This is a genomic window from Sphingomonas sp. SP6 (assembly GCF_058313435.1).
Genome location: NZ_JBZFLG010000004.1, coordinates 47,714 through 63,883, shown reverse-complemented (window position 1 = coordinate 63,883; position 16,170 = coordinate 47,714). Strand labels below are relative to the sequence as shown.

Annotated in this window: 12 protein-coding genes; 7 read left to right on the top strand and 5 right to left on the bottom strand. The window is 70.5% G+C overall.

Going from position 1 to position 16,170, the window contains the following annotated elements; all coding sequences use genetic code 11:
- Nucleotides 1-2 precede the first annotated feature (2 nt).
- The 5 genes from AC4GYY_RS13685 to AC4GYY_RS13665 are packed head-to-tail and all read right to left on the bottom strand — an operon-like array spanning nucleotide 3 to nucleotide 5,794.
- A complete protein-coding gene (locus AC4GYY_RS13685) occupies nucleotides 3-1,196 on the bottom strand; it encodes a geranylgeranyl diphosphate reductase (RefSeq protein WP_491121328.1) in 1,194 nt (397 codons plus the stop codon).
- A complete protein-coding gene (locus tag AC4GYY_RS13680) occupies nucleotides 1,193-2,530 on the bottom strand; it encodes a BCD family MFS transporter (RefSeq protein ID WP_491121327.1) in 1,338 nt (445 codons plus the stop codon). The genes AC4GYY_RS13685 and AC4GYY_RS13680 overlap by 4 nt, the downstream gene beginning before the upstream one ends.
- Nucleotides 2,527-3,435 carry a chlorophyll synthase ChlG gene (chlG, locus tag AC4GYY_RS13675; RefSeq protein ID WP_491121326.1) on the bottom strand — a complete coding sequence of 303 codons (909 nt, stop codon included), beginning with the start codon at nucleotides 3,433-3,435 and terminating at the stop codon, nucleotides 2,527-2,529. Before chlG ends, AC4GYY_RS13680 begins: the two co-directional genes overlap by 4 nt.
- Before the next feature lie 36 nt (nucleotides 3,436-3,471).
- Entirely contained in the window at nucleotides 3,472-4,920 is a 1,449-nt protein-coding gene (gene ppsR / locus AC4GYY_RS13670; protein ID WP_491121324.1) for a transcriptional regulator PpsR, read from the bottom strand.
- 43 nt (nucleotides 4,921-4,963) lie between these two features.
- Nucleotides 4,964-5,794 (bottom strand): cobalamin B12-binding domain-containing protein, encoded by an 831-nt coding sequence (locus tag AC4GYY_RS13665; RefSeq protein WP_491121322.1) that lies wholly within the window; start codon nucleotides 5,792-5,794, stop codon nucleotides 4,964-4,966.
- 287 nt (nucleotides 5,795-6,081) lie between these two features.
- Between AC4GYY_RS13665 and bchF the strand changes: the two genes are divergently transcribed.
- The 7 genes from bchF to AC4GYY_RS13630 all read left to right on the top strand — a co-directional run bounded on the left by bchF (nucleotide 6,082) and on the right by AC4GYY_RS13630 (nucleotide 16,161).
- Nucleotides 6,082-6,603, top strand: coding sequence for a 2-vinyl bacteriochlorophyllide hydratase (bchF, locus tag AC4GYY_RS13660; protein ID WP_491121320.1), 522 nt, complete (start codon nucleotides 6,082-6,084; stop codon nucleotides 6,601-6,603).
- Entirely contained in the window at nucleotides 6,600-7,877 is a 1,278-nt protein-coding gene (locus tag AC4GYY_RS13655; protein WP_491121318.1) for a ferredoxin:protochlorophyllide reductase (ATP-dependent) subunit N, read from the top strand. The genes bchF and AC4GYY_RS13655 overlap by 4 nt, the downstream gene beginning before the upstream one ends.
- A gap of 100 nt (nucleotides 7,878-7,977) precedes the next feature.
- Nucleotides 7,978-9,597, top strand: coding sequence for a ferredoxin:protochlorophyllide reductase (ATP-dependent) subunit B (bchB, locus tag AC4GYY_RS13650; protein ID WP_491121316.1), 1,620 nt, complete (start codon nucleotides 7,978-7,980; stop codon nucleotides 9,595-9,597).
- Complete coding sequence (locus AC4GYY_RS13645; RefSeq protein WP_491121314.1) at nucleotides 9,587-13,114, top strand: magnesium chelatase subunit H; 3,528 nt, start codon at nucleotides 9,587-9,589, stop codon at nucleotides 13,112-13,114. The genes bchB and AC4GYY_RS13645 overlap by 11 nt, the downstream gene beginning before the upstream one ends.
- 10 nt (nucleotides 13,115-13,124) lie before the next feature.
- A complete protein-coding gene (gene bchL / locus AC4GYY_RS13640) occupies nucleotides 13,125-14,015 on the top strand; it encodes a ferredoxin:protochlorophyllide reductase (ATP-dependent) iron-sulfur ATP-binding protein (protein ID WP_491121313.1) in 891 nt (296 codons plus the stop codon).
- Complete coding sequence (gene bchM / locus AC4GYY_RS13635) at nucleotides 14,015-14,713, top strand: magnesium protoporphyrin IX methyltransferase (protein WP_491121312.1); 699 nt, start codon at nucleotides 14,015-14,017, stop codon at nucleotides 14,711-14,713. Before bchL ends, bchM begins: the two co-directional genes overlap by 1 nt.
- The gene (locus tag AC4GYY_RS13630; protein WP_491121310.1) at nucleotides 14,710-16,161 is read left to right on the top strand and encodes a BCD family MFS transporter; all 1,452 of its coding nucleotides are present in this window, start codon (nucleotides 14,710-14,712) and stop codon (nucleotides 16,159-16,161) included. The genes bchM and AC4GYY_RS13630 overlap by 4 nt, the downstream gene beginning before the upstream one ends.
- The last annotated feature ends 9 nt before the right edge of the window (nucleotides 16,162-16,170 follow it).

The window sequence follows — 16,170 nt, the reverse complement described above, 5'->3', positions numbered from 1 at the left end:
GCTCAGCCCGCGGTCTGGAGCAGATGCCGCAGATCCTTGGCGAAGATCCGCAGATAGGCGAGCGGCCGCGCATAGACCAACCGCTTGTCGAGATAGGCGGGCCAGATCAGGCTCTGCACGTCGACGTCCTCGCACATCGCGACGAAGCGCTCGCGGCGCCGATCGCTGCCATACCAGAAATGCTGCATGATCCCCAGGATCCAGAACACCCGGCCGTGCGCGCGCATGAACGCACGCCGGGCGGCGCGAAGCTCGCGCGGATCGCCCGACGCGAGGAAAGCGTCGACCGCCGCCGCCGCGTTGCGGCCCGCGACCATCGCATAATAGATGCCCTCCCCCGACGCCGGCGCGACGACTCCGGCGGCGTCGCCGGTGACCAGCACGTCGCGCCCGTTGTCCCACCGCGCCAGCGGCTTGAGCGGGATCGGAGCCCCTTCCCGCCGGATCGTCTCGCAATCGCTCAGCCCCTCGCGCGCGCGCAGCCGCGCCACGGCCGCGCGCAACGCGAACCCCTTGCGCGCGCTGCCCACGCCGACGCTGGCGGTGTCGCCGTGCGGGAAGATCCAGGCGTAGAAGTCGGGCGACAGCGCATCCTGGTAGAAGACGTCGCATCGGCTGCGGTCGAACGACTCGTCTCCGTCGCGGGCGCCGGGGGAGCGGATCACCTCGTGATAGGCGAAGACGCACGGCATCTCCCCGGCGCCCGTCAGCGCCCCTTGCGCGACGCGCGAGCGTGCGCCGTCGGCGCCGATGACGCACCGCGCGCCAACCCTGCGCTCGGCCCCGCCGCGCTCGTCGCGGTAGACCACGGTCGCGGCGCCATCCGCGCCGCGATCGATCCGCACGAACGTGCCGGTCGCGCGCGTCGCGCCCGTCTCGCCGGCACGCGCGCGCAGCCATTCATCGAAGTCCTCGCGGTCGACCATGCCGACCGACGCGCCGCCGTCCGGGTCGACGACCATGTCGACCGCCGAGTTCGATGGCGCGATCATCCGCGCCGAGGTCGCGCGCCCGACGATCAGATGCTCGGGGATCGCGAAGTCCCGGATCAGGCGCGGCGGGATCGCGCCGCCGCACGGCTTCACGCGGCCGCCCCGGTCGAGCAGCAGCACGCGCCGCCCCGCCGCCGCAAGATCGGTCGCGGCGGTCGCCCCCGACGGCCCGCCGCCGACCACGACGCAGTCGACGTCGGTCATGCCGGGCGGCGCGCGAGCGCAAGCGAGTCGCGGCGGCGAACCGGAGGCCGCATCGCCAGCGCGGCGGCGACGAGGAAGAGCAGCGCTTCGCAGGCGAACACGGTCGTGAAGGCGGCCGCCGTCGACCCGGCGAGCGCCCGCCCGACATCGACCCCGACCGCGCCGATCAACCCGCCAAGTCCAAAGGCGATCGCCTGCGCCGCCCCCCAGATCCCCATGCGCAGACCTTCGCGGCCCGGCTCGCGTCCCGCGAGCGCCATCATCGCGCCGATCGCCGCCACCGCGAACACGCCGTTGGCGACGCCGAGGACGGCGATGTTGGCGGCGAGCGGCCAGCCCGCCCCGATCCGCGCGGCCAGGGCCAGCCCGGCGAGCGCAAGCGCCGATCCGACGCACCCGCCGACGATCCACCGCCGCAGGCCGTCGGCCGTGCGTCGGCCGCCCCGCCCGACAAACGGCACACTGCCGCCCGCACCGACCGCGATCATGCCCGCGAGCACGCCGCCGTGCTGCACACCCGACAATTGGGTCGACTGCCCGGCGGTGAAGCCGAAAGCCAGCCCGGCGAACGGCTCCAGGATCAGGTCCTGCATCGAGTAAGCGAGCATCGAGACGAACACGAAGATCGTGAACCGCCGCGCGTCGGCATCGTCCCACATCTCGCGCAGCGCTTCCCGGAATGCGGGCGCGGCGGCGGCCGTCGCCGGGTTGGGGTCGGGGTCGGGGTCGGCACCCGCGCCCTGGCCCTCGACGGCCAGGATCGCCAGCAGCGACAGGACGAAGGCCGCGGCGGCGACTCCGCCGACCACCCTCGCCAAACGCCCGAGCGAGAAGGGATCGATCAGCGATCCCGCCACGCCGGCGGTGACGACGATCCCCACGATCATCATGATCCAGGTGATCGAGGCGGCGGCGGCGCGGCGCTCGGGCGCGACGCGGGTGGCGAGCAGCGCGAGCAGCGAGGTGCCCGCCGCGCCGACCCCGCCGCCGATCATCGTGAAGGCGAGGATCGCCACCGCATAGCCCCAGCGCGATTCCGCCGAGATGAGCGCCAGGCCCCCCACTGCCGTGATCGCGCCGAGCGCCAGCACGGCCATCCCCAGCACGATCCAGGGAGTCCGGCGCCCGCCACGGTCCGATCCGTATCCCCAGGCCGGACGCGACAGCTGGACCGCATAGTGCCAGGCGACCAGTCCCGCGGGGAGCGCCGCCGGAAGCGCATATTCGACGACCATCACGCGGTTGAGCAGCGATGTGGCGAGCATCACGATCGCGCCAATCGCGCTCTGCACCAGTCCCAGCCGGACGATCCCGATCCAGCCGAGCGGCGTCACAATCCGGCCACTCCCCCAAGCCCGAAGGCCGCAGCCAACATGCCGAGCACGTAGAGCGTCGTGCCGGTCGCATTGTACCAGGGCGCATGCCGCCGCGGATCGGTCAGCAGCCGACGCATCAGCACCAACTGCCCCGCCACCAACGCCGCCACCCCGATCGCAACGGCCGAATGCCCCCAATGTGCAAGCAGCGCGACGACGACGACCTGGGGTGCGGCCATCACCGCACAGGCGACGCGCGCGGCGACATCGACCCCGAGCACGACCGGCAGCGAGCGGAGGCCGGTCGCGCGATCGCCTTCAACGGCCTTGAAGTCGTTGAGGGTCATGATGCCGTGCGCGCCCGCGCTGTACAGCGCCAGCACGATCAGCACCGGCGTCGACGGCAGCGCTCCCGCCATCACCGACGCGCCGGTGAACCAGGTCAGCCCCTCATAGGTCAGCGCGACCACCGCCGGCCCGACGACGCCGCTGGTCTTGAACCGGAACGGCGGCGCGCTGTAGGCCCAGGCGCAGGCGAGCCCGAGGCAGGTGGCGGCGAACACCCATGCCCCCGTCGCTGCGGCGACGATCAGCGACACGGCGGTGCCGATCACCGCGATCGCCAGCCCCCAGCGACCCGCGATCCGTCCGGATGGGATCGGGCGCGCGGGCTCGTTGATGGCGTCGACGTGACGGTCGAACCAGTCGTTCACCGCCTGGCTCGTGCCGCACACCAGCGGCCCGGTCAGCAGCACCCCGGCGAGGAGGAAGGGCCAGCGCTCGGCGAGCGGGACGCCCGACGAGACGACCCCGCAGACGAAGGCCCAGATCGGCGGAAACCAGGTGATCGGTTTGAGGAGTTCGAGGATGTCACGCGGCGCGGGCAGCGGCGCGGCACGTCCAAGAACCCCGGATCGATCCATCCGCGAAAGCTACGGCTGACACCCGTAGCCGTCAAATCAAATAGACACAGCGCGCCCGTTTCCGCCCTCGCCGGCCACCAGATTGCCGAGACCGTGCCGGTGCAGTTTCGAATACAGGCTCTGGCGGCTGACCCCCAAGATCTCGGCGGCCAGCGCCCGATTGTCCGAGGTATAGGCCAGCGCCGCCTCGATGCAGAGCCGCTCGATCAGGTCGGTCGACTCGCGGACGATCTCCTTGAGCGACATCCGGCCGACGAGTTCGGTCAGCTGCTCGACGGACCGCGGTGCGTCGCGGACGCTCGGGGCGGCGTCGCGCAGCCGGCGTCCGACCAGCCGGATGGTGAAGCCGAAGCAGTCGCCGTCGCCGGTCGGCGCCTGGACTCCCGACACCTCGATCTGCTCCTCGGCACCGGCGGCGCCGCGGAAGATCGTGGAGACGTTGCGCACCGATCCGTGCTCGCGCAGTTGCGCCGTGATCAGATCGAGGTCGACCCCGGGGCGGCCGATCCAGGTGCCCAGCCGCGCACCGCGAACCCGGTCGATGGTCGGGAGCTGCGTGAGTTCGACGAAGGCGGCGTTGGCGGTCAGCACCGTCAGCTCGCGGTCGGCGAGCACGAACGCATCGGGCATCCGCTCGACGACCTCGCTCAAGCTCGCGTCATGGCGGTGACGGACCGAGACCGCGTCCGGGGACGCGCTGATCCGCACCAGCAGCAGCGGTGCGCGAGCCTGGCGGAACAGCCGGGCGGTGAGCGCCGCCTCGCCGCGATCGTCGACGAGCCGGAGGGTGACCGGAGGAAGGTCGTCCGCCGCCTCCGCCGCGCCCAGATAGGCGATGAAATCGTCGCGGTCCCGCTCGTCGATCAGTCCCTGGACGGGGGACCCGATGAGGGTTCCGTCCGCGGCGTCGAGAAGATGGTGCGCGGCGGGATTCGCCTCGCGGATGCGGCGCGAGTCGGAGTCGACGATCAGCACCGGTTCGGACGCCATGTCGAACAGCAACCGGTACCGCGACTCCGCCTGACGCAGGCGGATGTAATCGCGTTCGAGCGACTGCTGGGTCTGGAGCAGCCGCTGCTGCATCGCCGCGATGCCGCGCATGTCGCGTCCGATCGCGATCAGCCGGTCGCTCTCGCCCAGGCTCATCACCAGATACCGTACCGGGACATCGCCGCCCGGCGCGGGATGGTTGACCTGGCGCCAGCGCGGCGGCGCGCCCATGCGCCGCGCCTCCTCGAGCATCTCGCCGATCTTGGGACGGCTCTCGACCGTCACGGTCGCGCGCCACGGCTCGCCCACCCATTCGGTGAAGCCGTGATTGGCGAGATCGCCGTGCGAGACCGCGACATCGAGGATCACGCCGTCCGACGACAAGATGAGCGCGACGTCGCCGGCGGCCGCCAGCAGCGTGGCCGCCGCCGCGGCGGACAAGGAGCCGGGCACCGCATCGGCGCTGGCGAAGCCCGCCGTCCTGATCAGGGCCATGTGCGTGTTCATCTAAGCGGGTCGCGCTCCGGATTGGGTGATCTCAGCTCCTTGCCGCGCCCTGCCCCTCGCGCAAGCGAACAATTTCGGCGGCGGCCTTCAGCGCCAGACGCGCGTCGCGCGCGGTGGCGTCCGCTCCGACGAGGGCGGCAAGATCGGGATCCGCGCTGAACACGCGCCCCCCGACCATGACGCAAACGCCGCTGTTCCTGGAAACGTTGCGAAGCGCGGCGATCATCGCCGGCAGGGTGGCGACGTTCCGGTCGCAGCTGACGGTCAATCCCACCACGTCGAACCATTCCTCGCCGACGCGCTTCGCCAGATCGGCGGCGGTGACGTCGCTCAGTCGGGCGGTGATCCAACCGTCGCGGCGGAACATCTCGTCGACCACGACGGTGCCGAAGCTGTGCTGGTCCCCGGGCATGGAGGCGAACAGCGCGCGCCGCCCCCCGGCCGCGAACGTCCGCTCCGACGGACGCCGCGCGGCGATCTCATGCACCACCTCCTGGAGCCGCCACAGACCCATCGTCACGTCGACGAAGTCGCAGCGATCCTCCTCCCAGAACTCGCCGAGCAGCCGCGCGGTCGGCGCCAGCAGATCGACCATGACCGTGTCGACCGCCACGCCGCGTTCAAGGATCGCCTCGATATGGCCGAGCAGCGCGTCGGCCTCGACCTGGAGCGCCAGCGGCGCGAGCCGCGCAATCTCGGCGGCGTCGACATCCTCGGCGGCCACCTCGCACGGGCCGGCGGCGTGCGCGATCAGCAGCCGGGGGATGATCTCGCTCTCGATCAGCGTCGACAGCGAGCGCTCATAGTCGACCGTGGCGAGCGTGCGAAACGCCTTGAGCCCAGGCGAGTCGCCGGCGAGCATTCGGGAAAGAGGCCCGCGCCGTGCCGGGGCGGACTCCTCTTTGAATTGCGCCGTGGACGCCATCGCCAGCCCTCTCCCGCCTGGTTCGACCGATCACCTCAGAGACACTTGATCACTCGCTAGAGGCCCCGTTTCGTGCGAGCGTATGCCTATCGGAACCGCGTGACAACACGGAAGAGACGCTGCGTCGCAGCAAGTGTCAAATCTTTTAGGCGTCAATATTAGTTGACACTTTTCGCGTGCGAGATCACTCTCCTGGAACGTTCCGGAGAGGCGAGACGCGAGAGATGGGCGAGGGTGGCGCGACAGATGCGGGGCGGAAGGGGTTCGATGCGAGCCTGCTCTACACCCCCGATCAACGCCGCCGGCGGGACGCTACGCGCTGGACCCTTGTCCAGGGGATCCTCGCCCCGATCCAGTTCGCCGTCTTCCTGATCAGCCTGGCGCTCGTGGTCCGCTATCTGGCGACCGGTTCCGGCGCCGTGGCGGCGACCGCGTCGATCGTGGTCAAGACCTGCACACTCTACGCGATCATGATCACGGGTTCGATCTGGGAGAAGGTCGTGTTCGGCCGCTGGCTGTTCGTCCCCGCCTTCTTCTGGGAGGACGTGTTCAGCATGCTCGTGCTGGCGCTCCACACGGCCTATCTGGTCGCGCTGATCGGCGGTCTCGGCACCGAACGCGGCCGGATGCTGCTGGCGCTCGCCGCCTACGCCACGTACGCGATCAACGCGGCCCAGTTCGTACTGAAGCTGCGCGCCGCCCGGTTGCAGAGCACACCGATGCGCCGGATGGCGGTGGCGGGATGAGCGCGCCGCTGCCCGCCGCCGCGATCGGGTGCGACTCCGCGCCCGTGCTGCGCGAGCGCGGGCAGCGAGAAGTGTTCTGCGGGCTGACCGGGATCATCTGGCTCCACCGCAAGGTCCAGGACGCCTTCTTCCTCGTCGTCGGCTCCAGGACCTGCGCGCACCTGCTGCAATCCGCCGCGGGCGTGATGGTGTTCGCCGAACCACGCTTCGGCACCGCGATTATCGAGGAGCGCGACCTCGCCGGCATGGCGGACTGCAACGAGGAGCTCGACCGCGTCGTCGACCGGCTCCTCACGCGCCGGCCCGACATCAAGCTGCTGTTCCTGGTCGGCTCCTGCCCGTCGGAGGTCATCAAGCTCGACCTGTCGCGCGCCGCCGCGCGGCTCTCGGTCAAGCACGCGGGCACGACCAAGATCCTCAACTATTCGGGCTCGGGCATCGAGACGACCTTCACGGAAGGGGAAGACGCCTGCCTCGCGGCGCTGGTGCCCGATCTCGTCGCCGACCTGTCGGACGCGCCCAGCCTGATGATCGTCGGCGCGCTGCCCGACGTCGTCGAGGACCAGTTCCTGCGGCTGTTCGCCGAACTCGGCATCACCACCGTCCACTCGCTGCCCGCGCGCCGCGCCGCGGCGATGCCCCGGGTCGGCTCGAACACCCGCTTCCTGCTCGCCCAGCCGTTCCTCGGCGAGACCGCCCGCGCGCTCGAGGATCGCGGCGCCCAACGGTTGGACGCGCTGTTCCCGTTCGGCGCGGAGGGGACGACCGACTGGCTCCACGCCGCCGCGCGCGCCTTCGGGATCGACGAGATGCACTTCCGCCGCGTGATCGCGCCCGGCCGCGAGCGCGCCAAGCGCGCGATCGCGCATTCGCGCGGCAAGCTCGACGGCAAGCGCATCACCTTCCTCCCCGATTCGCAGCTCGAAGTGCCGCTCGCGCGCTTCCTCGCGACCGAGCTCGGGATGGTCCCGGTCGAGGTGAGCACGCCTTACCTCCACCGCCGGCACCTCGCGCGCGAACTGGCGCTGCTCCCGTCCGACACGCTGATCAGCGAGGGCCAGGATGTCGACAAGCAGCTCGACCGCGTCCGCGCCACGAAGCCCGACCTCACCGTCTGCGGCCTCGGCCTCGCCAATCCGCTCGAGTCGGAGGGGCTGACGACCAAATGGGCGATCGAGCTGGTGTTCTCGCCAATCCACGGCTTCGACCAGGCGGGCGACCTCGCCGAACTCTTCGCGCGACCGCTGCGGCGGCGCGACGTGCTGCGCGTATGAAGCCGAACCCCTCCCCATCCCCGTTCGTCCCGAGCGAAGTCGAGGGACAGGGCCAAAGCGGTGCCTCGACTGCGCTCGGCACGAACGGAAGGCTCGCATCATGCAGCTGACCGTCTGGACCTACGAAGGCCCGCCCCATGTCGGGGCGATGCGGATCGCGACCGCAATGGAGGGGGTCCATTACGTCCTCCATGCGCCGCAGGGCGACACTTACGCCGACCTGCTGTTCACGATGATCGAGCGCCGTGGCAAGCGCCCGCCGGTCACCTACACCACCTTCCAGGCGCGCGATCTCGGCAAGGACACCGCCGAGCTGTTCCAGACCGCGACCCGTGACGCCTATGCCCGCTTCCAGCCGCAGGCGATGCTGGTCGGCGCGTCGTGCACCGCCGAGCTGATCCAGGACGACCCCGCGGGCATGGCACAGGCGATGGGGCTCCCGATCCCGGTCGTGGCGCTCGAGCTGCCGAGCTATCAGCGCAAGGAGAATTGGGGCGCGGCGGAGACCTTCTACCAATTGGTCCGCAGGCTCGCCGACAAGGAGATGCGGCCCGCCGCGCGCGAAGGCCGCCGCCCGCTCGCCAACCTGCTCGGCCCGACCGCGCTCGGCTTCCGCCACCGCGACGACGTCATCGAGATCACCCGGCTGCTCGGCGCGCTCGGTGTCGATGTGAACGTCGCCGCGCCGATGGGTGCCTCCCCCGCCGACCTCGCGCGGCTGGGCGCGGCGGATTTCAACATTTGCCTCTATCCGGAGATCGCCGACACGGCGTGCCGCTGGCTGGAGAAGACCTTCGCCCAGAAGACCGTGCGCACCGTGCCGATCGGCCACGCCGCCACCCGCGACTTCATCGCCGAGGTCGCCGCCCTCGCCGGCGTCGATCCCGCTGCGGTCCTCGACACCTCGAACCTGCCGTGGTGGAGCCGCTCCGTCGACTCGACCTATCTCACCGGCAAGCGCGTCTTCGTCTTCGGCGACGCGACTCACGCCGTCGCCGCGGCGCGGGTCGCGCGCGACGAGCTGGGCTTCGAGGTCGTCGGGCTCGGCTGCTACAATCGCGAGTTCGCCCGCGACGTGCGCGACGCCGCCAAGCTCTACGGCGTCGAGCCGCTCATCACCGACGACTATCTCGAGGTCGAGGCGGCGATCCAGGCGCTCCAGCCCGAACTGGTGCTCGGCACACAGATGGAGCGCCATATCGCCAAGCGGCTGCGGATCCCCTGCGCGGTGATCTCCGCTCCGGTCCACGTCCAGGATTTCCCCGCGCGCTATTCGCCGCAGATGGGGTTCGAGGGCGCGAACGTGCTGTTCGACACCTGGGTCCACCCCCTCGTCATGGGGCTGGAGGAGCATCTGCTGACGATGTTCCGCGACGATTTCGAGTTCTCGGACGCGAGCGGCGCCAGCCATCTCGGACATGGGTCTTCTGCTCAAATCCTCCCCGTTCACGGGGAGGGGGACCAGCCGCAGGCTGGTGGAGGGGGCTCACCCCAGGCGACGGGCTCGCGGCCCACCCCCTCCGGCGACGCTATGCGCCGCCACCTCCCCGTAAACGGAGAGGATTTTTGGTCCGCCGACGCCGAGCGCGAGCTCCTCAAGATCCCGTTCTTCGTCCGCGGCAAGGCGCGGCGGAATACCGAGAAATACGCCGCCGAGCAGGGCCTGGCCACGATCACGCTCGACACCCTCTATGACGCGAAGGCGCATTATGCCCGGTAGCGCGCCTCTTCGCGTCGTGATCGTCACGCTCGACAACCATCTGTCGGGCGCCGCCGAGCGCGCGGCGGCGCGGTTCGCGCGCGAGGGCGCCGGCATCACCATCGGCTTCCACGCCGCCGCCGACTGGGACCGGACGCCCGGCGCGCTCGACCGCTGCGTCGCCGACATCGCGCGCGGCGACATCGTCATCGCGACGATGCTGTTCCTCGACGATCATATCCGCGCCGTCCTCCCGGCCCTGACCGCACGCCGCGACGATTGCGCGGCGATGCTCGGCCTCATGTCGGGCAGCGAGGTCGTCAAGCTCACCCGCATGGGCGACTACCGGATGGACAGGCCGGCGAAAGGCCCGCTGGCGCTGCTCAAGCGGCTGCGCGGATCGGGCAAGCCCGGCGCGTCGTCGGGCGCGGGGCAGATGAAGATGCTGCGCCGTCTCCCCAAGATGCTGCGCTTCATCCCGGGCACGGCGCAGGACGTCCGGGCCTATTTCCTGACGCTGCAGTACTGGCTGGCGGGATCGGACGACAATGTCGTCGGCATGATCCAGGCGCTGGCGCACCGTTACGCGGGACACGCGGTGCGCGCGCTCGCGCCGCACGAGTATCCCGAGGTCGGCGTCTATCACCCCAGGCTCGCCGGGCGGATGGCCGAGCGGGTCGAGGCGCTTCCGGTCGTCCCGCGCGCGAACGGCACCGTCGGCGTCCTGATGCTCCGCTCGTACCTGCTCGGCCACGACACCGGCCATTACGACGGGGTGATCGCGGCGCTCGAGGCGAAGGGGCTGCGGGTGATCCCCGCCTTCGCCAGCGGACTCGATTCGCGCCCGGCGATCGAGCGCTATTTCATGGCGGACGGGCGCGCGACGGTAGACGCGATCGTCTCGCTCACCGGCTTCAGCCTGGTCGGCGGACCCGCCTACAACGACGCCGCCGCCGCCGAGGCGATCCTGGCGCAGCTCGACGTGCCCTATGTCGGCGCGCATCCGATCGAGTTCCAGTCGCTCCAGCAATGGGGTGCGAGCCGACAGGGGCTGCTCCCGATCGAAGCGACGATGATGGTCGCCATCCCCGAACTCGACGGCGCGGTGCTGCCGAGCGTCTTCGGCGGCCGCGCCGACGGGTCGGGCGAGCCCTGCACCGGCTGCGGACGGCGCTGCACCTTCACCGCGTCCGGCCTGACCCGCGAGATGCAGTCGTGCCCGGAACGCGCGGAGACGCTCGCCGCCAAGGTCGCGAAACTGGTGGCGCTGCGCCGCTCGGAGCGCGCCGCGCGCCGCCTCGCGGTGGTGCTGTTCAACTTCCCGCCCAACGCCGGCGCGACGGGAACCGCCGCGCACCTGGCGGTGTGGGAGTCGCTCCACGCGACGCTGACCAAGCTGGCGGACGAGGGCTATGCGGTGGACGTGCCGGCCGACGTCGATGCGCTGCGCGAAGCGGTGCTCCACGGCAACGCCGCCCGGTTCGGCGCCGACGCCAACGTCCACGCCCGGATCGCCGCCGACGACCATGTCCGGCGCGAGCCGCATCTGGCGCAGATCGAGGCCCAATGGGGCCCCGCCCCCGGCAAGCAACAGAGCGACGGCGCGACGATCCATGTGCTGGGCGCGCGGTTCGGCAACGTGTTCGTCGGCATCCAGCCCGCCTTCGGTTACGAGGGCGATCCGATGCGGCTACTGTTCGAGGGGCACTTCACCCCGACCCACGCCTTCAGCGCCTTCTATCGCTGGCTGCGCGAGGATTTCGCGGCCGACGCGGTGCTCCACTTCGGCACCCACGGCGCGCTCGAGTTCATGCCCGGCAAACAGGCCGGGCTGAGCGGCGATTGCTGGCCCGAGCGGCTGATCGGCGACCTGCCCAACCTCTATCTTTACGCTGCGAACAATCCGTCCGAGGGACTGATCGCCAAGCGCCGCTCGGGCGCGACCCTGGTCAGCTACCTGACGCCGCCGCTCACCCAATCCGGGCTCTACAAGGGACTGGCCGACCTCAAGGCGCTGGTCGAGCGGTGGCGGTCGTCCCCGGCGGAGGCGGAGCGCACCGCGCTCGAGCCGATGATCCGCACAAGCGCCCAGACGCTCGATCTCAACGCCGGCGACATCGCGACGCTCGCCGCGCGCCTCTACGAAGTCGAGCGCGAGCTGATCCCGCACGGCCTCCATGTCCTCGGCAGCGCGATCCCCGACGAGCAGCGCGCGCAAATGATCGCCGCGGGCGCCGAGCTGCCCGAGGCGAACGGCGAACTCGACGCGCTCGTCCATGCGCTCGACGCCGGGTTCGTCCGCCCAGCGCCGGGCGGGGACGTGCTGCGCAACCCCAAGGTGCTGCCGACCGGGCGCAACATCCACGGCTTCGATCCCTTCCGCATCCCCGGCGCGTTCGCGCTGGCCGAAGGGACGCGGCAGGCCGAGGAACTGATCGCGCGCCACACCGCGACCGCCGCCTTCCCCGAGACGCTGGCGATGGTCCTGTGGGGCACCGACAACCTCAAATCCGAAGGCGTCCAGATCGCGCAGGCGCTGGCGCTGATCGGCGCGCGGCCCCGCTTCGACGGCTACGGCCGCCTGGCGGGCGCGGAACTGGTGCCGCTCGCCGAACTTGGCCGCCCGCGCATCGACGTGGTGGTGACGCTCTCGGGCATCTTCCGCGACCTCCTGCCGCTCCAGACGCGGATGATCGCCGAAGCCGCCTGGCTCGCCGCGTCCGCCGATGAGCCGGCCGATCAGAACTTCGTTCGCAAGCACAGCCTCGCCCACGCCGCCGAGCACGACTGCGATCTGGAGACGGCGGCCTTGCGCGTCTTCTCCAACGCCGAAGGCTCCTACGGCGCGAACGTCAATATGCTGATCGACGACGGCGCCTGGACCGATCCCGACGAGATCGCCGAAGTGTTCGAGCGGCAGAAGGGCTATGCCTACGGCCGCAACGGCGAGCCCGCGCGACAGGCGGCGCTGTTCAAATCGGCGCTCGCCGGGGTCGACCTCGCCTATCAGAACCTCGACTCGGTCGAGTTGGGCGTCACCGACATCGATCATTATGTCGACGCGCTCGGCGGGATCAGCCGCTCGATCACTCGCGCCAAGGGCAAGGCCGCGCCGATCTACATCGTCGACGCGACGCAGGGCGCGACCAAGGTCCGCACGCTTTCCGAGCAGGTCGATCTCGAGACCCGGACGCGGATGCTCAATCCGCTCTGGTACGAGGGGCAGCTGAAGCACGGCTTCGAGGGTGTCCGGAACATCGAGGCGCACGTGACCAATACGGTGGGCTGGTCGGCGACCACGGGCGAGGTCAGCCCCTGGGTCTATCAGCAGATCAGCGAGACCTTCGTGCTCGACCCGGCGATGCGCGAGCGGCTGGCGGGGCTCAATCCCAAGGCGTCGGCGCGCGTCGCCAACCGCCTGATCGAGGCGAGCGACCGGCAGTTCTGGGCGCCCGACGCCGAGACACTCGCGGCGCTCCACGCCGCCAGCGACGACCTCGAAGACCGCCTCGAAGGCATCACCGCGGTGGCGGCATAAGGATCAGACCATGGCATTGTTCGACCCCCCTGCACGCGGACTGGACGGCGACGGATCGGTCCAGGTCGCGCTCGATCCGAGCGACCGGATCGGCAACGCGAAGGTGTTCGCGGTCTACGGCAAGGGCGGGATCGGCAAGTCGACGACCTCGTCGAACCTGTCGGCCGCCTTCTCGCTGCTCGGCAAGCGCGTGCTCCAGATCGGCTGCGACCCGAAGCACGATTCGACCTTTACACTCACCAAGAAGCTGATGCCGACCGTCATCGACGTGCTCGAGACCGTCAACTTCCACAGCGAGGAGCTCCGCCCCGAGGACTATATGTTCGAGGGCTATAACGGCGTGATGTGCGTCGAGGCGGGTGGGCCGCCGGCGGGCACCGGCTGCGGCGGCTATGTCGTCGGGCAGACGGTCAAGCTCTTGAAGCAGCACCACCTGCTCGAGGAGACCGACGTCGTCCTGTTCGACGTGCTGGGCGACGTGGTATGCGGCGGGTTCGCCGCGCCGCTGCAACATGCCGAGCGCGCGGTGGTGGTGGCGTCGAACGACTTCGACAGCATCTTCGCGATGAACAGGATCGTCGCCGCGATCAAGGCGAAGGCCAAGAACTACGACGTGCGAATGGCCGGCGTCATCGCGAACCGCTCGGCCGCGACCGACGAGATCGATCGCTTCAACGCCGCGACCGGGCTCAAGACTTTGGCGCATTTCCCCGATCTCGACGCGATCCGCCGCTCGCGCCTCAAGAAATGCACGCTGTTCGAGATGGAGCAGACGCCCGAGGTCGCCGCCGCGTGCGACGAGTACAAGCGCCTCGCCGCGCAGATGTGGGCGGGCTGCGACGCGCTCGACGCAAACCCGATGAAGGATCGCGATATCTTCGAGTTCCTGGGATTCGAATGATGGCCACCGCGTTCGCCACACCCAGCTACGACGCTCGCCGCGGGCGGCTGGAGACCTATTTCGATCGCACCGCGTCGAAGACGTGGGAGCGGCTGACCTCCGACGCGCCGGTCAGCGGCATTCGCGCGACGGTCCGCGCCGGGCGCAACCGGATGCGCGAGACGTTGCTGTCCTGGCTGCCTGCCGACATGACCGGGCTGCGCGTCCTCGACGCCGGCTGCGGCACGGGCGCGCTCGCCGTCGCGGCGGCCGAGCGCGGGGCGGAGGTCGTGGCGATCGACGTCGCCGGCAGCCTCGTCTCGGTGGCGCGCGAGCGGGCGCCCGCGAACCTCGCGATCGACTGGCGTGTCGGCGACCTCCTCGATCCGGCTCTCGGACAGTTCGACCACGTGGTCGCGATGGATTCGCTGATCCACTACGATGCGTTCGACATCGTCGAAGTGCTGCGGACGCTGGCCGAGCGAACGCGGGGGTCTTTGCTCTTCACCTTCGCGCCCTCGACCCGGCCGCTCGTCGTGATGCACGCGGTGGGCAAGCTGTTCCCCCGCTCCGACCGTGCGCCCGCCATCGAGCCCGTGCGCGAGCGCCTGCTGCGCACCCTGATCGCCAACGCGCGGCCGTCCGCCCGGATCGGGCGCGGCGAGCGGATCGCCAGCGGCTTCTATACCAGCCACGCGCTGGAGGTGCTGCCGGGATGAGCCGGATCGTCGCCTTGAAGACCGGCGCCTTCTGGGCGCGGCTGGGCACGCGCTTCCTGCCGTTCGCCGATGCTGCGACCAAGGAGCTGCCGCTCGCCCGGCTGCTGCGGCTGTCGCTGTTCCAGGTCTCGGTCGGGATGGCGGCGGTGCTGCTGACGGGCACGCTCAACCGGGTGATGATCGTCGAGCTCCACATGTCGGCGTCGATCGTGGCCGCGATGGTCTCGCTGCCGCTGCTGTTCGCGCCGATGCGCGCGCTGATCGGCTTCAAGTCCGATACGCACCAGTCACTGCTGGGGTGGAAGCGCGTCCCCTACATCTGGTTCGGCACGCTGATGCAGTTCGGCGGCCTGGCGCTGCTGCCGTTCGCGCTGCTGGTGATGACCGGCGAGGGCGACGGGCCTGCGGTCTACGGCCAGATCGGCGCGGGCATCGCGTTCCTGCTGGTCGGAGCCGGGATGCACACGACCCAGACCGCGGGGCTGGCGCTCGCGACCGATCTGGCGACCGACCAGTCCCGGCCACGGGTCGTCGCGCTGCTCTACGTCATGCTGTTGGTGGGGATGATGGTCAGCGCCATCGTGATCGGTCGCACGCTGTCGAACTTCTCGCCGACCAAGCTCGTCCAGCTCGTGCAGGGCGCGGCGGTGCTGACGATGGTCCTCAACATCGTCGCGCTGTGGAAGCAGGAGCCGCGCAACCGGAACGCCACCGCCGCGCGCGAGGACCGGCCCGCTTTCGCCGAAGTCTGGGCGATCTTCATCGCCCGGCCCAAGACGGTGCGGCTGCTCGTCGCGGTCGGACTGGGCGCGGCCGCATTCAGCATGCAGGACGTCTTGCTCGAACCCTATGGCGGCCAGATCCTGGGGCTGTCGGTCGGCGCGACGACGTCGCTGACCGCGGTCTGGGCGATTGGGATGCTCGCCGGCTTCACCTATGCCGCGCGCCAGCTCGCGACCGGAGCCGATCCGCATCGGCTGGCCGGCTACGGCGGAGTCGCCGGGATCGCCGCGTTCCTGACGGTGATCTTCGCTGGACCGCTTCACTCACCCACGCTGCTCGCGATCGGTGCCGGCCTCATCGGCTGCGGTGCCGGCCTGTTCTCGGTCGGCACGCTGACCGCGGCGATGGCGATCTCGGACGAACGCGCTCTCGACGGGCGCACCGGACTCGCGCTCGGCGCCTGGGGCGCGGTCCAGGCGACCGCGGCAGGCGCGGCGATCGCGATCGGCGCGTTCGCGCGCGACGCGGTCTCGGCCGCCGCCGTCGATCATCGCCTCGGCGCGGCGCTGGCGGCGCCCGCCACAGGCTACACCGTCGTCTATTTCGCCGAGATCCTGCTGCTGCTCGCGACACTGGTCGCGCTCGGCCCGCTGGTTCGAGGCGCGTCGCCGATGGCGGCCATCATCCCGCCCGCCCGCTTCGGCCTCAGCGAATTCCCGATCTGAAAGGCATCG

Excerpts from the sequence above, each read along its gene's own strand:
- AC4GYY_RS13685 (WP_491121328.1), bottom strand. The coding sequence starts at position 1,196 with ATGACCGACGTCGACTGCGTCGTGGTCGGCGGCGGGCCGTCGGGGGCG.
- chlG (WP_491121326.1), bottom strand. The coding sequence starts at position 3,435 with ATGGATCGATCCGGGGTTCTTGGACGTGCCGCGCCGCTGCCCGCGCCG.
- ppsR (WP_491121324.1), bottom strand. The coding sequence starts at position 4,920 with ATGGCCCTGATCAGGACGGCGGGCTTCGCCAGCGCCGATGCGGTGCCC.
- AC4GYY_RS13665 (WP_491121322.1), bottom strand. The coding sequence starts at position 5,794 with ATGCTCGCCGGCGACTCGCCTGGGCTCAAGGCGTTTCGCACGCTCGCC.
- bchF (WP_491121320.1), top strand. The coding sequence starts at position 6,082 with ATGGGCGAGGGTGGCGCGACAGATGCGGGGCGGAAGGGGTTCGATGCG.
- AC4GYY_RS13655 (WP_491121318.1), top strand. The coding sequence starts at position 6,600 with ATGAGCGCGCCGCTGCCCGCCGCCGCGATCGGGTGCGACTCCGCGCCC.
- bchB (WP_491121316.1), top strand. The coding sequence starts at position 7,978 with ATGCAGCTGACCGTCTGGACCTACGAAGGCCCGCCCCATGTCGGGGCG.
- AC4GYY_RS13645 (WP_491121314.1), top strand. The coding sequence starts at position 9,587 with ATGCCCGGTAGCGCGCCTCTTCGCGTCGTGATCGTCACGCTCGACAAC.
- bchL (WP_491121313.1), top strand. The coding sequence starts at position 13,125 with ATGGCATTGTTCGACCCCCCTGCACGCGGACTGGACGGCGACGGATCG.
- bchM (WP_491121312.1), top strand. The coding sequence starts at position 14,015 with ATGGCCACCGCGTTCGCCACACCCAGCTACGACGCTCGCCGCGGGCGG.
- AC4GYY_RS13630 (WP_491121310.1), top strand. The coding sequence starts at position 14,710 with ATGAGCCGGATCGTCGCCTTGAAGACCGGCGCCTTCTGGGCGCGGCTG.